A 19,705-nucleotide genomic window follows, 5' to 3' on the forward strand; every position below is an offset into this window, starting at 1 on the left:
TTCTTGAGCTGGTCGATGTTGAGACGCGCCAGATCGGCGAATGCCCCGTTGGGGAATTGCTGCAGATAGGCTTCATAATGCGCCAGCGTGTTGCGCTTCGAGGCCTCGTCCCAGACCCGCTGCTCGATTTCCCATCCGCGCCCGTCGGTGCTGGCTGATTCCGCCGGCGCCGCGGTCGCGGATGGTTGCGCAGCCGGCTGGACCGGTACCGGCGGCTGCGCGGTCTGCGGACCGATGAAGGCCTCGCGGCCGAGCGATGCGTTGTGCCAGGGCCGCTGCTTGCCGCTGGTCTCGGCCGTCACCTCGCCGCGCACCCGGGTCAGCGCGCTCTGGAGTTCCACGCCGGGCTCGGCGATATGCCTGGCAAGAGACGTCGTATAGGGACTGTTGGCGCCGCCGCCGTCATAGGACACCGCGCCGGGGTCGGTGGCAAAGGCGATCAGCACGCCGCCGGTGCCGACGTCCGACCCGCTGACATCAATGGGGGCCAGGCCCGGAGCCGTGGTCGAGCGGCTTTTCGGCAAGGAGGCCGCCAAGGTCCTCGCCAGCGGATTGTCGCGGCAGGCGTCGAGAATGACGATGCCGACTGCCGGGTCCGGCGGAAGAGCAGCCAGCAACTCGTCCATCTGGACAGTGCGGGTCTTGAGATGCGCCGGCGCGGTAAGCTCGGCATCGACCGGGATGAGATAGTTCTTGCCGTTCACCTGCAGGCCGTGGCCGCGTCGTAGGATGCCTCAGTGAACTTGTTCAGCCGATCCCGCATTCCGGTATAGTCGAGATCGACGCCTTCGATAACGTTGAACCCGACCTTGCGCAGTACGTCGGCCATCAGGCGGGCATCGCTCGCGGGATTGGGGAGAGCGGGCGCATAGACATATTTGCTGTTGCCGATGACCAGCGCAACCCGATTGCCCTGGGCGGCAAGGGCGCCGTGCTGCGGCAGCAGATCTGCCGCGGTCAGGAGGAAGAAACCAACGATGGCGACCCAGAACCTCATGGCGCGCATCCTCAACTCAAGTTGCGGCTCTGCTTGCCTTGGCAATTTCATTCAGAGATGTTCGCGTCTATGAAATATAGCACATCCGCGGGCAGGAAGCGCGTGCCCTCTCGCGGTCGAAGCCGCGCCGTCGGGGCCTCGGCGATACACCGCGCCGGGCAAACACATTGCATGATCTGGAGGATGGCGGCGACTAGGTTATTCGCCACCAGTTCGATCTGCTTGAATTCAACCCCGCAATCGCCTTGAGCCGGTCAACGCCAAAGGCAGACCTTGACGTCCTTCCCGATATAGCAGGCGCCTTCGCGGCGAAGCTCTCCCCAATCGCCCACCTCGCCGTGCGTCTCGCGAATATCCCCGTTGGCATAGCCTGCCCAAGAATCTCCGTCCTTGTAGACGACCGCCCAGTAATCCTTGGACATCTCGCCAGCCCCGCTATGCGTGTCGGGATAGTCGATACCCGCGAAAACCTGCTTGGGGCCCTGGATGTTGAAATCGCCGCCCTGCTCGATCTGGTAGGAGCATTTTCCGGAGATGCGCGTCTCGCCGTGAACGACGAGCAGGCAGCGGCCCCATTTGTAACCGTTCGGCAGACGATGCTGTGCTGCATGCGAAGGCGAGAGGGAAAACGCAATTGCCAGGGCTGCCATGATGGTTCGCGCGGTCATCCTATCAACCATCGTGAAACAGCCGATTGGGTTCGGCCCAGGGCGTATGTCGAAAATGGTCCTCCGCGGGATGGTTCCACCAGAGATCCTCTTATTTGTCCCCGAATTGTCCCCAGAGCCGGTTCGATCGGATTGACGTATGTCAAAGCGCATTTTGATTGAAGAGGTAATCATTAATGTGAAGAACTTGGAAGCCGCATTGTGCTTGATCGAGTTTGGCAAATTACGGCCCACGTCTCCGGGATATGATTAGTTCCAAGATGGCGTTTGCCGTGGCTCGGAAAGGTTTGATTGTGGATCGGAAAGGCATCCGACCAAGGCTTGGCCGTTCAATGAAGCGCTCGTCAGGATTTGGCGGCTCGCGTTGGCTCGCCTGCTGCCTCGCCTTGCTGATGGCGTTCACCACGGTCCTTTCCAGCCATGCCAATTCGGCCGCGTCTCCGCTTGGCGCCCAGTGGGCCGCAGAGCATAATCATGGCTCCGCGGCGATCCGACATGATGGTTCCGCCCCGTGCAAGGATTTCGGCCATGCGCGCCATCAAGGCACATGCTGCATCTCGGCTTCAAGCTGCTCATTCTGCGTCCCGGTTGACGTCCATCTCTTCGTCGCGATTTCGGGAGGCCATCCCGTCGCGACGGCGCCGCCTTTCGTATCCTCTCCAAGTGACGTGCCTGTCGGGCTGCGCCCTCCGAACCTCGTCGTGACCGCCTGAGCGCACGCGCCCTGGCGTTCGTGCGCTTCGCCGCCGGTCAATCCGGCCCTCGAGTCACGAACATGAGAGCTTTGCAATGCAATCCATATCCCGTCGCCAGTTCCTGGCATCCACGGTGGCTGCCGGCGCCGCGGGCATCGTCCTGCCGCTGATCAATCCCCGCGCTGTACAGGCAGCCTCCCCCAGCATCATCCGGGCCGATACCCGCGTCATCGATGTGGCCGGCCGTGCCGCCAAAGTCTTCGGTCTCGTCCAGCCCGACGGCACCCATGGGCTTGTCACCTCGGCCGCCAATGACTTCCAGGTCCGGCTCGAAAATGGGCTGAACGCGCCGACCTTGATCCATTGGCACGGCCTGACGCCGCCGTTCGGACAGGACGGCGTGCCCGACCTGCCGCAACCGTTGCTGCAGCCGGGCCAGTCCTATGATTACAGCTTCCCCGTCGCGACGCCGGGCACGCATTGGATGCATGCCCACACGCTGCAGGAACAGCAGTTGCTTGCCGCGCCGCTGGTCGTCACGGATCCTGCGGAGGCAGGTGCGGACGAGCAGCCCCTGGTGGTGCTCTTCCACGACTTCAGCTTCAAGACGCCTGAGGAATTGCTGGCCGGGCTGACCGGATCGGCGCCTGCATCGGGAACCGGCGGCATGGCCGGGCACTCGATGTCGGGCATGTCAGGCATGGACATGCAAGGGATGTCGGGCGGGCAAGGCATGTCGGACGGGCAAGGCATGGCCATGCCGATGGACGTCAACGACATCCAATACGACGCCTACCTGGCGAACGACCGGACGCTGGACGATCCACAGCTGTTTGCTGTCGAACGCAACGGCACGGTCCGGCTGCGCCTCATCAACGGCGCGACCGCCACGGCATTCTGGGTCGACACCGGGTCGATCGAGGGCGAGGCAATCGCTGTCGACGGGAATGCCGTCACGCCAGTGCGCGGTCGCCGCTTTCCGCTCGCCATGGGCCAGCGCCTCGACATCCGGCTGCGTATTCCGGACGAGGCGGGAGCCTGGCCGATCCTGGCGCTGCGTGAGGGCAGTGTCGAGCGCGCTGGTTTCGTGCTGGCGACCAGGGGCGGCGCGGTAAAGCGCATCGCGCCGGTTGGCGATCAGGCGACAGCCGCGTTCGACCTCGCATTCGAGTCCAGCCTCGTCGCCGCCAAGCCTCTAGCCTTGACATCGGCGAACCGGAACCAGGCCGTCGAGATTGGCGGCACCATGCAGGGCTACTCCTGGACGCTCAACGGCAGGACATGGGGCAACCATCAGCCGATCGCCGTGCGAAAGGGTGAGCGCATCGAACTCGTCCTGCGCAACGCCAGCATGATGGGCCATCCCATGCACCTCCACGGCCATCATTTCCAGGTTGTCGCCATCGACGGCCGCCGCTTCGCGGGAGCCGTGCGCGACACCGTCTGGCTGCCGCCGATGCACGAGGTGACGGTGGCATTCGACGCCGCCAACCCAGGGACATGGGCGTTCCATTGCCATCACCTCTATCACATGGCGACCGGCATGATGACCGTCGTCGACTACACCGCCTAACCGATTTCAAGGACAGGACCATGAGACAGAACCATATGAATACCCTCTTCAGGACCCTGGCGATCGGAGCAGTCCTCGCATTCTCGGCGCCCGTTCTCGCGAACGATGCGCATCATCCGGCTGGCACCGAGACTCCTCGCCGCCCCCTGCCGCGACGGAGAATGCGGAGGACGGAGGCACTGGCTCGGGGATGCCCATGATGATGGGCAACTTGTCCAACACCATGATGCCGAACGGCATGATGAAGATGATGATGGCGATGATGGCGGGCGGCGACACTCCTATGGGTCAGATGATGTCGCCCGACCATGTCGAGGGGCGGATCGCCTTCCTCTCGACCGAACTGAAACTCACCAAGGCCCAGCGGCCCCTGTGGGACGCCGTCGCCGAGGCGCTGCGGGCAAACGCTCACTCGGCCAAGGACATGATGGCGAAAATGCCGGCCGGTATGATGGGCGGGGATACCGGCCCCGAAACGCCAGTGGAGCGGATCGAGGTTCAGGAGCGAATGCTGTCGACGCGGCTCGAGGGACTGAGGCGGCTCAAGGTCGCTTTGGAGCCCTTCTACGCGTCGCTGGACGATGCCCAGAAGGCGGTGGCCGACAAGCTGCTCGCGCCGGCCCCGATGGGCATGATGTGAGACATGAAGGGGCCGTTGCACCAGACCACGAGGGCCCCCGCGATCGACGCGAGATCTCCAGGTGAGACCATGAAGACGAAGCGGAGCGTCCGCGCGGAAGAGCTGCTGCTTTTGCAGCGCGAAACCTTCGACTACTTCCTGGGCGAGGTGAATCCCGCCAACGGCCTCATCCGCGACAAGACCGCCGCCGATTGGCCGGCCAGCATAGCGGCGACGGGTCTCGCTCTCACCTGCTATCCGGTCGCCGTCGAGCGCGGATACATGACCCGGCAAGAAGCCGTCGCGCGGACCCTGGCTACGCTCCGCTTCTTCCACACGAGTCCCCAGGGGCCGGAGCCCGACGCGACCGGCTATCGTGGGCTCTACTATCATTTCCTCGACATGCAGACAGGACGGCGCGCCTCGCAGTGCGAGCTGTCCACGATCGACAGCGCCCTCCTGTTGGCAGGCGCCCTGTCGGCGGCCGCGTATTTCGGTGAAGAGACCGCCGACGAGCAGGAAATCCGCACGCTTGCCGATGCGCTATATCGCCGTGCCGACTGGCAGTGGGCACAGAACCAGGGCGCAACGGTGACGCATGGCTGGACCCCGGAAAACGGGTTCATCAAATACCGCTGGGAGGGCTATGACGAGGCCCTCCTGCTTTACATTCTGGCGCTCGGCTCACCGACCTTTCCGCTTCCCGAGAGCAGCTACGCCGCCTGGACGTCGACCTATCGCTGGGAAAGCTGCTACGGCTACGAATATCTCTATGCGGGGTCGTTGTTCACGCATCAGCTGTCGCATGTCTGGATCGACTTTCGCGGGATACAGGACGCGTTCATGCGCGGGAAGGGCATCGACTATTTCGAGAACAGCCGGCGGGCGACCTATCTCCAGCAATGCTATGCCATCATGAATCCGCGTAAGTTCGAAGGTTACCGCGAATGCTGCTGGGGGATCACCGCAAGCGAGGGACCTGGTCCGGCCACTCTCAAACTCAATGGTGTCCAGCGGGAGTTCTACGATTATGTCGGCCGCGGCGTTCCCTATGGACCGGATGACGGCACGCTCGCTCCATGGGCGGTCGCCGCCTCATTGCCGTTCGCTCCGGAGATCGTGTTGGAGGCGCTCGACTTCTGCATCCATCAGGCGAAGCTGAAGGAGTTCAACAGATACGGCTTCAAGGCGGCCTTCAATCCCACCCACCCGGGCGAGCCTGGCAATCCGTACGGGTGGTGGGTGTCGCCCTGGCACTTCGGCATCAACCAGGGCCCCATCGTGCTGATGATCGAGAACCACCTGAGCGACACGGTTTGGCGCTTGATGCGCGGTTGCCCTTACATCCTCACCGGATTGCGCCGCGCCGGGTTCAACGGCGGCTGGCTGAACGATGCGAATCCTGGCTGAACTGATTGCTTTGGTCCCCGCGAGTGGGTCGATCGATTTGACGCACATCAAAGCGCATCTGAATCGAAGGGGCGATCATGCCCATGGTGAATAGCTCGGAAGCCTTGCTGTGCTTGAACAATCTTGTCACATCTGGCAGCGACGCCATCGGACTGCAAGCGGCCCCTTCGGTGCGATCATGCTTGCGTTCGGGCTTGCCCTTTTCCTGTTGCTGACGCCTTCGGGCTCGGCGCAAGCGCACGAGTTCGGCGCATCACCAGACTTCTCGTCAGCCAAGGTCGTCCAGTCGGTTGCCGATGGCAAGGCCGATCGGCAGGCCTCGGCGGCCTCTCTGTCGGCATCAACCCTGGACGAGTCGGGTTGCCATGACGGCCATTGCGGCCTGTGCATGGGTGGACATTGTTTCGGTTGTTCGGCAGTTGCTCTGGCAGCTGGTCCTGATCTCGCCTCCGCAGCTGAGCCTGGCGCCCCAGCTTTCCCCGACCAATCGGGTTTCGCGCTGACCAGGCCTGACGAAGCCTTTCGGCCCCCTCGTTCCGTTCTCTGACGCCCTGCTCGGCGGGCAAATTCCACGCCTGCCGAACAGGATCGCTCTTTTGTGCCGGGCCTACGCTGGCTTCGGTCGCGAATGTATTTCGAGGAGAAAACTCATGAACATGCGGACAGAAGCCGCGATCCCTGACCACCCGTCTGGTGGCCTGGCCGAGGCGCGCGAGTCACTCACCCTCCGCATTGGAGGAATGAACTGCGCCCACTGCCCGCCAACGATCGAAACAGCCATTCGGGCCGTCAAAGGGGTGCAGACCGCCTCAGTCAATCTCGCCACCCAGACGGCGATGGTCAGCTACGATCCTGCCCAGGCAAAGGTCGCCGAAATCCTGCGCGCCATCCGCTCCGTCGGCTACGCCGCCGGTACGGCGACGATGCGCATTCCGATCAAGAACATGCATTGCACCTCATGCGCCACACGTGTCGAGCTGGCGCTGAAGATGACCCCGGGCGTCATCGCCGCCCGCGCCAGCCTCGCACCCAACGTTGTCGACATAGAGTATCAACCGGAACGGGCCAATTTCCAGGAATTGAGGAGGTCGATCGAATCCTCCGGCTATCGGGTCGCCGAGCCGAAGGTGAAACCCACGGACGAGACGCTGGACCCGGCGGAGGCGGCCAACGAGCAGGAATACCGCGGCCTGATGCGCAGGTTCTGGCTCGCCGCCGTCATCTCCCTCCCGGTGATGGCTCTCAGCTATCCCGATCTCATTCCGGGACTGCGCGAATGGATGCCCATGGGCAGCGACACGCGCCGGATCGTTTGGGCGCTGCTTGGCGTGCTGAGCCTGCCCGTCCTGCTGTGGTCCGGATCGCAGTTCTTTGTCGGCATGTGGGACGCGCTGAAGCACCGCGCTGCCAATATGCACACGCTGATCTCAATCGGCATCACGGCGGCGTTCCTCTATTCGGTCGTGGCGGTCGCATGGCCCGGGATCTTTCCCGACATGGCGCTGGCCGAAGTCTTCTGGGACGTCACCGATGTCGTCGTGGCGCTCGTCGTGCTGGGTCTCGCCCTCGAGATCAAGGCCAAGGGCCGAACCTCGCAGGCGATCAAGAAGCTGATCGGGTTGCAGGCCAAGACGGCAAGAGTCGTGCGCGACGGCAAGGAAATCGACCTCCCCGTCGAGGAGGTGCTGGTCAGCGACACGGTGATCGTCCGTCCCGGCGAAAAGGTCCCGGTCGATGGCAAGGTGAGCGCCGGATCGAGCGCTATCGACGAGTCGATGATCACCGGCGAATCCATGCCGGTCGAAAAGCAGGCCGGCGACGAGGTCATCGGCGGCACGCTCAACAAGACGGGCAGCTTCCGCTTCACCGCTACCAAGGTCGGCAAGGATACCGCGCTCGCAAGCATCATCCGCATGGTGAAGGACGCGCAGGGGTCGAAGGCTCCGATCCAGCGCGTGGTGGATACCGTGTCGGGCTACTTCGTGCCCGCGGTCATGATCGTCGCGATCCTGGCCGCAGTGGCATGGTACGATTTCGGGCCTGAGCCGCGGCTGATCTATGCCACGGTCGTCCTGGTCACGACGCTGATCATCGCCTGTCCCTGCGCGCTCGGCCTTGCCACGCCGACATCGCTTACGGTCGGCATCGGCAAGGGAGCGGAAAACGGCATCCTGATCCGCTCGGGCGACGCGCTGCAGGCGGCCGAGAAACTCGACGCGATCATTCTCGACAAGACGGGCACGATCACCAGGGGCGAGCCGGCGCTGACCGACGTCGTGGTCACGCCGGGCCACGAAGAGAGCGCCGTCCTGCGGCTCATTGCATCTCTTGAGCGCGGTTCCGAGCATCCGCTGGCCTCGGCCATCGTGAAGGGCGCCGAAGCGTGGCTGATCGAGCTGGTCGATGCTGAAGGCTTCGCGGCGATCCCGGGCCACGGCGTCAGTGGCCGGATCGACGGCCATGATGTGCTGTTCGGAAACGCCAAGCTCATGCGCGACCGCGGTGTTCCCGCAGACGCGCTGCTGCCCCAATGGGAGCGCCTCGCCAATGAAGGCAAAACGCCGATGTATGTGGCGGTCGACGGGCAGGCGGCTGGACTGATCGCGGTCGCCGACACCGTGAAGCCGGATTCCAGGGCGGCGATCGAAATCCTGAGAGGGCTCGGCATCGAGGTCGTCATGCTGACCGGCGACAACGAACGCACGGGTCGGGCAATCGCGCGCGAGGTCGGCATCGATCGCGTGCTGGCGGAGGTCCTGCCAGACGACAAGGCGCACGAGGTGCAGAAACTACAGCTCGAAGGCAAGTCGGTCGGCATGGTCGGCGACGGCGTCAACGACGCGCCGGCGCTCGCCCAGGCCGATGTCGGTTTCGCCATCGGCACCGGAACCGACGTCGCCATCGAGGCAAGCGACGTGACGCTTATCAAGGGCAGTCTGATGGGCGTGGTCACGGCGATCGAGATCAGCCGGGCGACGATGCGCAACGTCCGGCAGAACCTCGTCGGCGCATTCGGCTACAACGCGCTGGGAATCCCGGTCGCGACGGGCGTGCTCTACCCGTTCATCGGGCTTCTGCTCTCTCCCCTCATCGCAGCCGCCGCCATGGCCTTCAGTTCGGTGACCGTCGTCACCAACGCCAATCGTTTGCGCTTCTTTCAGCCGAGGAGGACAGGCTCATGACACCCGACCGCTGGATAGTGACCGTGGCCGGGATCGGCCTGGTCGCCTTCATCATCTGGTTCTTCTGGCTCAAGCGTTCGAAGGGCATCCGCGCCGCGGATACGAGCGGCGGCTATCAGGAGGCGATGATCCTGGTCAAGGGCGGCTACACGCCCGACACGATCGTCGTCCGCAGCGGCCGCCCGGTCCGGCTGAATTTCCGCCGTGAGGAAACCGCCTCCTGCTCGGACAAGGTGATCTTCCCCGATTTCCAGAGGAGCGCCGATCTGCCTACCGGTGAAACCGTCGCCGTCGATCTGATGCCCAAGCAACCAGGCGAGTTCGGATTCGCATGCCCCATGGGCATGTTCCGCGGCCGCCTCATCGTCGAATAGGAGACCAGCATGTCAATGCATGACCATTCGGACCACGACCAACCGCAAGGCTCCTTTCTGACGTCCCGGGCAGGCCTTGTCCTGCTTGGCTTCCTTGCGATCGGCGGGTTCCTGCTCCTCACCGAGCACCGCGCCCATGTCCTTGGCGCGCTATTCTATCTGCTGCCGCTCGGCTGCGTCTTCATGCACTTCTTCATGCATGGAGGACACGGCCACAGAGGACGTGAGCATGGAGGACATGGGCATGGTGGGGGCCACCGCAACCAGCCCGACGAAAGGAATCCGTCATGAGCATGCAGGCCTACGGCCTTTGGAGCCTGGTGATCGTCAACTCCGCCGTCTTCATCCTGTTCGCCTACAGCTTCTTCAAGCCGGCGACGACCCGTGACTGGCGCTCGTTCGGCGCGTTCAGCGCCTTCCTGGTCGCGCTGTTCGCGGAGATGTACGGCTTTCCGCTCACCATCTACTTGCTCTCCGGCTGGCTGCAGTCCCGCTATCCACGGATCGACTGGTTCTCGCATGATGCCGGGCATCTCTTGGAAATGATGTTCGGCTGGCGGATCAATCCACATTTCGGCCCCTTCCATCTGCTGAGCTTCGTCCTGATCGGCGGTGGGTTCTGGCTGATCGCGGTCGCATGGAGCGTTCTCTACGACGCTCAGCAGCACCGTTCTCTCGCCACCAGCGGCCCGTACAGCTACGTGCGCCACCCGCAATATGCCGGCTTCATCCTGGTGATGCTGGGTTTCCTCGTTCAGTGGCCGACGCTGCTGACGCTGGCGATGTTCCCGGTGCTGGTCGTGATGTATGTGAGGCTGGCGCGGGCCGAGGAGCGCGAAGCGATTGCCGCGTTCGGCGACGTCTACCGCAACTACATGACACAGGTTCCGGGTTTCATTCCGAGCTGGAACCGGTTGTCCGGCGGGTCGGTCGGCGGCCCTGGACGAGGCCTGGCGCCATGACACGGCACCGCCGATCCTGGCCGTTTTCGGCGATCCTGCTCGCCGTCTTCGGTGTGGCGCTCGTCTGCATCGGCGCCTTCTTCATGTTCCTTCGGCCGCCGCTATTGCCGGAGGACGTGCGGTTCGTCGGCCTGTCGCTGCAACAGCTTCAGGCCGAGCAGCCACGCATGGCATCGTGGCTCGAGCGCGTGTTTCAGGTGCTTGGCGGGTATGCCGTCGCCTCGGGCATCCTCACCGTCACGGTCGCCGTGACGTCGTTCCGGCGGCACGAGCGGTGGGCTCTTCTGGGCGTGCTCGCCGCCGGCGTCGCCTCCATCGGATGGATGGCTGTCGTCAACTTCATCATAGGATCCGATTTCCGGTGGGCCTTGCTGGCTATCGCGATCTTATGGGCCGCGAGCATGGGCATGTTCCTGGTCGAGCTCAGGCAAGCTGCCATGCGGGCAGGCAGGGCGGAGTGATCCATGTCCGACCCTGTCTTCACCGCGAAGGACCTCACCAAGACCTACGTCTCGGGCGAGACGCAAGTGCACGCCCTGCGCGGCGTGAACCTGGCGATTTCGGCAGGGGAAGTGGTCGTCCTGCTCGGCCCGTCGGGCAGTGGAAAATCGACATTGCTCAACATCATGGGCGGGCTCGATCACGCGAGCAGCGGCGAGCTGTCCTTCAAGGATTTGCGGCTGACCGACCTCGATGACAGGGGTCTGACATCCTATCGCCGCCGCCACGTCGGTTTCGTGTTCCAGTTCTACAATCTGATCCCCAGCCTGACAGCCTATGAGAACGTCGCGCTGGTCACCGAGATTGCCGATGATCCAATGCGTCCCGAGGAAGCTCTCGCCCTCGTTGGGCTGGAGCCGCGCATGCATCATTTCCCGGCGCAGCTATCAGGCGGCGAGCAGCAGCGCGTCGCCATCGCCCGCGCGATCGCCAAGCGTCCGGAAGTGCTGCTTTGCGACGAGCCGACAGGCGCGCTCGACTCCAGGACAGGCGTTCGGGTGATCGATGCGCTGATGAAGGTCAATGCCGAACTCGGCACGACCACCGTCATCATCACCCACAACGCCATCATCCAGGAGGTCGCGCACCGGGTCCTGTTCTTCAGCGACGGGCAGATATCGAAGGCCGTCACCAACGAGGCCCGCCGCGCTGTCGCCGAGCTGCAGTGGTGAAGACATGCGCGCCCTGGACATAAAGCTCTTCCGCGATCTCCTGCGTCTTTGGGCGCAGGCATTGGCCATCGCGCTGGTGGTCGGCGGCGGCGTGGCAACGCTGCTCCTCGCCGTCGGCTCCTACCGTTCCCTCGATGAGACGAGGACGGCTTACTACGAGCGCTACCGCTTCGCCGATGTCTTCGCCACGGTGCGACGGGCGCCGAAAGCTCTCCTCGGCCGGATCGCCGAAATCCCAGGTGTGGCTAGCGTGGATGCACGCATCGCACAGTTCGCGCTGCTCGAAACGCCGGGTCTGACCGCTCCGGCCACCGGCGTAGTCATCTCGCTGCCCGAGGTCGGCGAGCCGAAGCTCAATCGCCTCTATATGCGTGCGGGCCGCACGCCGGATCCGAGCCGGGACGACGAGGTCGTCGTCAATGAGACCTTCGCCGAAGCGCACCGGTTCACCCTGGGCTCGAGCTTCGCGGCGACCCTCAACGGTCGCAGGCGCGATCTGACGATCGTCGGCATCGCGCTTTCTCCCGAATACATCTATGCCGTCGGCCCCGGCGACATCATGCCCGACGGCCACCGCTTCGGCGTCATCTGGATGTCCGAACGGGCTCTGGCCAGCGCCTATGATCTCGAAGACGCTTTTTCGTCGGTGTCGCTGAAGCTGCTGCCGGGAACGTCGGAGCGCGAGGTGATGATGCGTCTCGACAGCCTGCTCGATCGCTATGGCGGGCACGCTGCCTACGGGCGCAAGGACCAGACGTCGCATGCCTGGCTCGACCACGAGCTCGACATGCTCAACAACATGAGCCGCACGCTGCCGCCGATCTTCCTGCTGGTTTCGGCGTTCCTGGTCAACCTTACCCTCAGCCGGCTCGTTTCGCTCGAACGCGAGCAGATCGGCCTGCTGAAGGCACTCGGCTACCGCAATGCCGGCATCGTCCTGCACTACCTGAAATTTGTGGGCGTCATCACGGCGGTCGGCATCGTCATCGGCAGCCTGATCGGCACCTGGCTCGGCAGCTATGTGACCGGAGTATTCGCCGACTTTTTCCGCTTCCCGTTTCTGCTGTTCACCAAGGCCCCCGATCTCTACGTCGCGGCGGCGGGACTGAGCGCGTTTGCCGCGGCAATCGGCGCGCTGCGAGGCTTGCGCGAAGTCGTCAATCTGGCTCCCGCGGTTGCCATGCAGCCGCCGGCTCCGCCGGTTTTCCGCCGAACGCTGCCGTTGAGCCTTAGCGCGGCCGGCCTTGTCTCGCAGCCGATGAGAATGATGCTGCGCAACGTCGCGCATCATCCAGTTCGATCCTTTCTCACCGCATTCGGCATGTCGCTGGCGACGGCGATCCTGATCGTGTCGCTCTTCACGGAGGGCACGATGGAGCAGCTCGTCGACGTGACCTACTTCCTTGCGGATCGACAGGACGCGACCGTCAGCTTTTTCGAGAAGCGCCCGAGGGAAGTGGCCTTCCAGATTGCGAGGCTTCCCGGAGTGCTGAATGCGGAACCCTATCGAGAAGTCCAGGTCCGCATCCGCAATGGCCATGTCGAGCGTCGCATCATCCTCCGCGCAAGGCCGCGCGGGGCGGAGCTCAACCGTATCATCGATGCGGACCTGCGGCCGGTGGTCCTGCCGGAATCAGGCCTCGCGATCTCGGACATGCTGGCCAAGATACTCAAGGTGCGGGTCGGCGACACCGTCGAGGTCGATTTGCTCGACAGCGAGCGCCGGACGGTCTCGCTTCCGGTGGCGGCGCTGGTCGAGGACTATCTCGGCATGCGCGGGATGATGGATGAGGAAGCGCTCGCCAGGCTGCTGCGTGAAGCGCCGATGGCGAACGGGGTGAGCGTCAGCCTGGACAAGAACAGACGGGACGAGTTCTACGCGGCGGTCAAGGCCATGCCGGCGGTGAGCAGCCTGGCTCTGCAGACGGCGTCCCTCGCCACTTTCCGCGACGCCGTGGCGCTTCTGGTGACTACGATGTCCAGCATCTACACGGGTCTCGCCGCCGTCATCGCGTTCGGCGTGGTTTACAACAACGCGCGTGTCTCGCTGTCCGAGCGGGCCCGGGAACTGGCAAGCCTGCGGGTGCTTGGCTTCACCCGCGGCGAAGTGCTCGGCATCCTTCTCTTTGAACTCGCGCTGTTGACCTTGATCGCGCAGCCGCCGGGCTGGGCCCTCGGCTATGGTCTTGCCTGGATCATGAAGACGAACCTGGCCGGCGAACTGATGCGCGTACGCCTGGTTGTCGACCCTGCCATTTATGTCTTCGCCAGCGCGATCGTCATTACGGCGGCTGTGCTCTCAGCGCTGATCGTCCGCAGGCGGGTTAATCGACTCGACCTCGTTGCTGTTCTCAAGACGCGGGATTGAAGACCATGCGCACCAGATCGATGACCAACTGGATGAGGAGAATCGGCGGCATCGCGGCCTTTGGCCTGATCGCCGCGGCGGCGGTCTGGTTCGCATGGCCGCAGCCGATCCCGGTCGACCTGGCGACGGTAGCCAAGGGTCCGATGGAGGTGACCGTCGATGACGAGGCCAAGACCGAGGTGCGGCACATCTACACGGTATCCGCGCCAATCGCCGGCAAGGTGCTCAGAATTTCGCCGCCGCACCATGTCGGAGACGAGGTAGCCAAGGACGAGACGGTGGTGGCGGTCATGCAGCCGACCATCCCCGGTCTCCACGATGTTCGCACGCACGAAGAACTGTTGGCGGCGCTTGGCGCGGCAGAAGCGGCCGTGACGTTCGCGGAAGCGGAGGTGAAACGTCTCGAGGCGGCGCTTGCATATTCGCGCGCCGAGCTCGATCGCGCGGAAAGGCTGGCCAAGTCCGGAGCGATTTCGCAGAACGCCCTCGACAAGGCGAAGTTCGAAGTGGACACCAACGAGGCAGCCTTGGCGAGCGCGAAGGCGCAGGTCGAAGTCCGGCGCAATGAACACGCGATGATCCAGGCGCGGCTCGGGCAGCCTGCCGGAGATGTTGCACAATCGGATCCGGCCTGCTGCGTCCAACTTCGTGCGCCGGCGAGCGGCCGCATCCTGAAGATCGTTCAGGAGAGCGAGGGCATGGTCCAGCCGGGCGCGCCGCTTGTCGAGATCGGCGACCCGCGCGACCTGCAGGTGGCGGCGGACCTGCTCTCCACCGACGCGGTCCAGATCAGGCCGGGCGCCTCAGTTCGCATCGACGGTTGGGGCGGACCCGCGCTTCAGGGCAAGGTGACGCGGATCGACCCGGCCGGGTTTCTCAAGGTCTCGGCGCTTGGGATCGAGGAGCAGCGCGTCCACACGGAGATCGATATCGTCGACCCTGCCGAGATGTGGTCGCAGCTTGGGCACGACTATCGCGTGATCGTGCACGTGACGAGTTGGCGGGACGACAATGTCCTTAGCGTCCCGGTAGCGGCACTGTTCCGGCAGGGCGATGACTGGGCCGTGTATCTCGCCGAGGCCGGACGGGCGCGCACGGCCGTAATCAAGATCGGCCACCGGGACAGCAGGATGGCCGAGGTCGAGTCCGGCTTGTCGGAAGGCGATCGGGTCGTGCTGCACCCGAACGACCGGGTGGGCGACGGCGTGGCCGTGCGCGAGCGGAGGGTTCGATAGGCCCGGTCGGCCTGTAAGCTGCCTTGGGCTCTCCTTCGCCGAGGCTTCGGAGGGCGTCCTGCTTCGCGCTGAAGATAGGACTTGTCCTGCGAAGCTCGGAGAGCAAAGCAGGATGGCGGAGAGGGAGGGATTCGGTTTCACGCCTATCCTGCTGAAAATGCTAAGCTTTTCGCGCTTTTTGTTACGCAGTTTGTTACACTGCTACAACTGCGATTTACAATCGCTCTTTTGAGCTCGCCTGCCCAATCCATCTTATCTGTCGAAACCGACGCAATGGCGCGGCGGTGGATTGGGTCACTCTGTCATAGTATCCGCGCTTCATTAAGTTGACGATGCCGTTTAGACTCGGAGCTGATCCTTTCCGGTCGATCACCAGGATTTGGCGCGCGACCCGGCACCGGCGGTTCGTCTTTGTACGTTTGTGTCATCCAGGCCGGATCAACTCGGCCATCAGGCTTCTCACGACTTATGCATGCGTTTCCCACTTTTATTAGCATTCGGTGCGAACCCGCACCCTGCACCAAACCTGCGACGCCTAAGCTATCGTCCTCGACTTGAGCGTTCCCTGCTTCTCGTGGAAGACGCTAAATTCGCTCGTGCGTTATTGCCGGCCAGCAAAGGCTGCGGGTCGGCGGTGAGGGTGTCGAGGAGCGGCGGCCGTTCCCTTTCACTCAATAGTGCCGCCGGCGCCTGGATGGTTTCCACGACGCCGCCCCCGCAATCGTAGCCGTTGTGATGATCATCGTGCATGCGCTGAGCTGTTGGGGACATGCTGATGGCGGTGCCGGAAGCACCGGAGACATGTGATATCTCGGCAGCGGGCAGAGCGGCTTCTCTGTCGCTGCACAGGAAAGCGTAGAGTTCCTTCACGCAAATGCGGGCGTCCTTCTTGTCTTTTTGAAAGGGCGGGACGAGGGGCAACCTGATATCGGCCTTTTGGTAGAACGGACTGCGCTCTTCGTACAGCTGGTCAACCTTCTGCTCGATGTCGGCGCCTTGCAGCAGCGGCCGGCTGGTGTCCCTCTCGAGGCGCCTGCGGAGCTCTTTCAGCTCGGGTGTCGAGCCAGATCGACCTCGCCTTATTAAGAATCAGGGCTTGATTGGACTCCTTGCCAAAGCAGCCGCCGCCGGTTGCGATGACGATGGGGCCTCTCTCCAGCTGCTTGGCGAGCTCTTTGGTCTCCAGGTCCCTGAAGTGCGCCTCGCCACGGCCAGGGTCGGCGAACATCTCCATCAGATTGCCGTGATCGGCGACGATATGCTTATCGATGTCGACAAACTCCACCCCCAACTCCTTGGCAAGCTGGGCGCCGATGGTCGACTTGCCGCTCGCCGGCATGCCGACGAGCACGACCGGCCGCGTACCGAGGGCCGCGAGGATCTCGCCGGCTTGCGGCGAGCGAGCGACCGCAATCTGTTGTCTTGCGACGATGGGCGACCTGGAGGTCCCTGCCGCCCTCGACCTGCTTTCTCCTGACGAGTCCCAGTGTAATATCTCCCAGGCACCACGGGGAATGGGGACTAGCTGTGAGCTCTGCGCGCGGTGCGCGAGCTCGGCCCGATAACTGGCCGGCGTAGGGAACTCGACCTCGAAGCGATAGTTCTGCGCGGTTCTGAACGCCGTGTGAACGCCGCGTAACCGCGGCCTGTCCATCCTGATGACCCAGTTGGTGGTCTCGACCTCGCTGCAGTCCCGCTCCTCGAAGGCCAGTGCCGCCTTCCTGAAGGCGCGCGTAAAAGCCTCGTCCGGGATCTCGAAGACATGGCGCACGGCATTGGTGACCAGTTGGGCCTCCGGCGCCGTGCTCACGCTCTGGCCGGTCAACTCGTCGGCTATCCAGACCTGCCCGCCCGACCGTTGGTCAAGATGCGGCACCTTCACCTCGATGCCGTCCTGCCGCAAAAGCTCGGCAACCGCATGCACAATTTTTGGTAATCGCGCTTTCTTGCGCTTCGGCGGGGGCGGCTTCGAGCCTGGCCCGCTCAAGGGCCTGTTCGCTGCTCAGCGTTATCGTGCTGGCGCGGTCGTCTTCGGCCGAGATTGCTAAGGCGCTGAGCAGAATGCGCTTTTCGACGGCGAGTCTGATCGAGGCCTCCATGACCGATGCCGCCAGCGTGGGGTTGTCCTTCAGATCCGCCAGGCTGCCATCGACGTCGAACCGGCCCTGGTGGAGCTTTGCCGCCTGCGCCTTGACATATGGCGCCGACTTGAAGCCCGGCCTCTGCTCCAAGAGCCGCTGCAATTCGGTGGTTTTTTGCATGAACACCCGCGCACCGGTATCGGACTTGTAGGCGTCAGTGCCGACCTTGATGCCGACGCTCAACAGATTGATGGCGCTTTCATGCAGCTTGACTTCCGACTGCTCATGAGCCGGCTCGCTATTGAGCTGCAGGTTCCAGTCCTGGAGCTCGGCCACTAACAACGCGGCCAGTTCGCAGGCCACCGGATGCCTGGCGGCCTTGCTGTCTTCCCTCGCCCTGGCGATGAGCTCATGGAGGGCCTGGCCATCCGGCCGATCTTCCTGCAACAGTGCGCGGATGTCGGCCTTGAGCTCATTATGAATGCCCTCGTAGGTGCCGAAGATGGCACGCTCGGCAAACCAGCGTTGCGCCTCCAGCGGCTGCGCCAGCACGTTGCGCTGCAGGCAGCTGTAGGTCTCCAGCACCAGCCCGGTGGCCGACAGGATCTGCTTGGACCGGGTGAACTGGTAGCCGCTTTTCTCAATGGCCGGCGTGTGCGACTTCGGCGGCTTCATCGAGGCGATGCCGCGCGCCTGCAGCTGCGCGTCGAACTGGCGCACATGCTCGTAAAGGCGAGGCTGGTCGCCAATGATGACGACGGTGTCGCCATCAAAATCGCCGTCGAGCATTTTTTGTTCGACGCTTGGAACCGCAACCAAAGAGCCGGGCGCGAACACCTCCGTCGCCTGCAGGATGCCGACGCACTCGAGCGCGGTGTCGGCCTTGACCCGGTCCTTTTCCTCCAGCCAGTACGAATGGCACTTTACGTCCTCGGCAGACATCACGACCCCGCGCTCGGCGAAGTCCGCCGGCCACATTTCGTCGGGCACAACGATCAAGATGCCTTTGGCAAAGAAGGTCGGATCGTCGGCGGCAAGCCCAGCCCCCGACCTGTGCGCGAAGTTGAAGCTATATTGGAAGGCCACGCACCGATCCAGGAACGCCGCGGTCCGGTCGCCATCGCGCGCCGACCTGACCCGGTCGGCGGCGAACGGGCGCAGGTTGGGCTTGTCATAGGGGGAGCGTCCGACAAGCACGCCAGCGTCACGGGTCAAGGTCTTGCTCTTGCCCGTCGGCACATGCAGGCATTCGTCGCTGGACGGCACGGCGATAGCGCTCGAACCCTCGATATGCCCGCCCGTGACCGTCCGGAACAGCTCCTCGGCGGTGAGGCTTTGATGGGTTTCGAGCCAAGCCTGAGCCTTCTCGCGGGTCTCCTGTGCTACCTCGACGCTACGCGGATAATGTTGCAGCGCCGAGGGCGGTACCGCCGATTGCCTTTTATCGGCATAGGCAGGCATCCGCTCGGGAGCGTCGTGGCGAGCCCGGGCAATGGACGGCATGCGCTCGGCCAGTGAGGCCCTAATGAAGCCGCAGCCGTCATGCGGCCGCAAGGCGATCTCGCCGTCTCGCCCCTCGAACCGGAAGGGATGCACTGCGCCTGCGGGATGGTCGGGCAGAAGGGACAGCTTGAAGCACCCTTCCAGCGCATAATCATGGGGGCCAATGTCGGGGATGCCCGGCGGCGCGGCAAATCCGCGGCGCTGGGTATAGTAATAGGCTTCCTTGAACGGCGCCCAGGCCCGCGACAGCTGCTCAAAGGCCGTACCCGGAGCCGTCTCGGCATAGGGGATCGCCAAAAGCTTGCCGCTTGGGGCCTCTGCGGCCGTGAAAGGCAGGTGAGAGGCAAGCTGGTTCAGGCTCTTTTGCGGCGGCTTCAGTTTGCTGCCGCCGAACAGGTCCATGCGGTAGGGCACGCCCTCCACGGTGAACGTGCGTGTCAGCATGGCTCCAGTCGGAGTTCCCTTTAGCTGCACCGCCACCACCTTCACCGCGCCCGAGGTCAAGCGGTGGAAAATGGAATAGCGCAACTCGGCTTCGCTGGCCAGCGGCCGGCCTTGCATGTCGACCACCGGCAGCCGCATCAGTCCGGCATCGCCTTGCGGCGGTCTCGGCTCGTGGTCCATGGCCTGAAGGACCCGATGGACATCGAAGCTGGAGGCTGCATGCTGGGCCTGGATCATCGATGCGTTCTGCGCCATGAAGGTGTCGAGCGCTTCGAGCGGCTCCTTCGCCTCGATCTCGGCGATCACGCTCGAGTTCGCGCACCGCCTCGGCGCGCGCCGCGGCGCTCCTTCCTCGGCTGATGAACACTGCCGATCATAGATTCGACTGCCAGCCTCAAAGCCCCATCGTCGTGCATAATATG

General features: G+C 63.8%; 17 protein-coding genes. 11 read left to right on the forward strand and 6 right to left on the reverse strand.

Going from position 1 to position 19,705, the window contains the following annotated elements; all coding sequences use genetic code 11:
* The 3 genes from EOA28_RS00390 to EOA28_RS00395 form a co-directional block, all read right to left on the reverse strand.
* Positions 1-704: caspase family protein (locus EOA28_RS00390; protein WP_281060877.1), on the reverse strand; the 704-nt coding region annotated here is incomplete at its 3' end.
* Positions 701-997, reverse strand: a complete 297-nt coding sequence (locus EOA28_RS40805; RefSeq protein ID WP_281059021.1) for a caspase family protein — start codon at positions 995-997, stop codon at positions 701-703. The genes EOA28_RS40805 and EOA28_RS00390, both read right to left, overlap by 4 nt.
* Before the next feature lie 254 nt (positions 998-1,251).
* The gene (locus EOA28_RS00395; protein ID WP_127249590.1) at positions 1,252-1,665 is read right to left on the reverse strand and encodes a hypothetical protein; all 414 of its coding nucleotides are present in this window, start codon (positions 1,663-1,665) and stop codon (positions 1,252-1,254) included.
* Between the two features lie 789 nt (positions 1,666-2,454).
* Between EOA28_RS00395 and EOA28_RS00400 the strand changes: the two genes are divergently transcribed.
* The 11 genes from EOA28_RS00400 to EOA28_RS00450 all read left to right on the forward strand — a co-directional run bounded on the left by EOA28_RS00400 (position 2,455) and on the right by EOA28_RS00450 (position 15,255).
* On the forward strand, positions 2,455-3,933 hold the full coding sequence (locus EOA28_RS00400) for a multicopper oxidase family protein (protein WP_127249589.1): 1,479 nt from the start codon (positions 2,455-2,457) through the stop codon (positions 3,931-3,933).
* 196 nt (positions 3,934-4,129) lie between these two features.
* On the forward strand, positions 4,130-4,573 hold the full coding sequence (locus tag EOA28_RS00405) for a Spy/CpxP family protein refolding chaperone (RefSeq protein WP_189341864.1): 444 nt from the start codon (positions 4,130-4,132) through the stop codon (positions 4,571-4,573).
* Between the two features lie 69 nt (positions 4,574-4,642).
* Entirely contained in the window at positions 4,643-5,962 is a 1,320-nt protein-coding gene (locus tag EOA28_RS00410; protein ID WP_127249587.1) for a glucoamylase family protein, read from the forward strand.
* A gap of 650 nt (positions 5,963-6,612) precedes the next feature.
* The gene (locus EOA28_RS00415) at positions 6,613-9,144 is read left to right on the forward strand and encodes a copper-translocating P-type ATPase (RefSeq protein ID WP_127249586.1); all 2,532 of its coding nucleotides are present in this window, start codon (positions 6,613-6,615) and stop codon (positions 9,142-9,144) included.
* Positions 9,141-9,518 carry a cupredoxin domain-containing protein gene (locus tag EOA28_RS00420; protein WP_126080597.1) on the forward strand — a complete coding sequence of 126 codons (378 nt, stop codon included), beginning with the start codon at positions 9,141-9,143 and terminating at the stop codon, positions 9,516-9,518. The genes EOA28_RS00415 and EOA28_RS00420 overlap by 4 nt, the downstream gene beginning before the upstream one ends.
* 9 nt (positions 9,519-9,527) lie before the next feature.
* On the forward strand, positions 9,528-9,809 hold the full coding sequence (locus EOA28_RS00425; protein ID WP_127249585.1) for a DUF2933 domain-containing protein: 282 nt from the start codon (positions 9,528-9,530) through the stop codon (positions 9,807-9,809).
* On the forward strand, positions 9,806-10,480 hold the full coding sequence (locus tag EOA28_RS00430) for an isoprenylcysteine carboxylmethyltransferase family protein (RefSeq protein ID WP_127249584.1): 675 nt from the start codon (positions 9,806-9,808) through the stop codon (positions 10,478-10,480). Before EOA28_RS00425 ends, EOA28_RS00430 begins: the two co-directional genes overlap by 4 nt.
* The gene (locus tag EOA28_RS00435) at positions 10,477-10,941 is read left to right on the forward strand and encodes a hypothetical protein (protein ID WP_127249583.1); all 465 of its coding nucleotides are present in this window, start codon (positions 10,477-10,479) and stop codon (positions 10,939-10,941) included. The genes EOA28_RS00430 and EOA28_RS00435 overlap by 4 nt, the downstream gene beginning before the upstream one ends.
* Positions 10,942-10,944: 3 nt before the next feature.
* A complete protein-coding gene (locus EOA28_RS00440; RefSeq protein ID WP_127249582.1) occupies positions 10,945-11,652 on the forward strand; it encodes an ABC transporter ATP-binding protein in 708 nt (235 codons plus the stop codon).
* A 4-nt stretch (positions 11,653-11,656) separates the two neighbouring features.
* Complete coding sequence (locus EOA28_RS00445; RefSeq protein WP_127249581.1) at positions 11,657-14,020, forward strand: ABC transporter permease; 2,364 nt, start codon at positions 11,657-11,659, stop codon at positions 14,018-14,020.
* Between the two features lie 5 nt (positions 14,021-14,025).
* Positions 14,026-15,255, forward strand: coding sequence for an HlyD family efflux transporter periplasmic adaptor subunit (locus tag EOA28_RS00450; protein ID WP_245463413.1), 1,230 nt, complete (start codon positions 14,026-14,028; stop codon positions 15,253-15,255).
* 540 nt (positions 15,256-15,795) lie between these two features.
* Here EOA28_RS00450 and EOA28_RS39860 read toward each other — a convergent pair.
* From EOA28_RS39860 to EOA28_RS00455, 3 genes are read right to left on the reverse strand one after another with little or no spacing between them, the layout of a single operon-like run.
* Entirely contained in the window at positions 15,796-16,338 is a 543-nt protein-coding gene (locus EOA28_RS39860) for a shikimate kinase (protein ID WP_306462658.1), read from the reverse strand.
* Positions 16,226-17,158, reverse strand: coding sequence for a shikimate kinase (locus tag EOA28_RS39865; RefSeq protein ID WP_245455306.1), 933 nt, complete (start codon positions 17,156-17,158; stop codon positions 16,226-16,228). The genes EOA28_RS39860 and EOA28_RS39865 overlap by 113 nt, the downstream gene beginning before the upstream one ends.
* A complete protein-coding gene (locus tag EOA28_RS00455) occupies positions 17,118-19,589 on the reverse strand; it encodes a hypothetical protein (protein ID WP_245455307.1) in 2,472 nt (823 codons plus the stop codon). Before EOA28_RS00455 ends, EOA28_RS39865 begins: the two co-directional genes overlap by 41 nt.
* Positions 19,590-19,705 lie beyond the last annotated feature (116 nt).

This window comes from Mesorhizobium sp. M2A.F.Ca.ET.067.02.1.1, from assembly GCF_004023285.1.
Classification (GTDB): Bacteria; Pseudomonadota; Alphaproteobacteria; order Rhizobiales; family Rhizobiaceae; genus Mesorhizobium.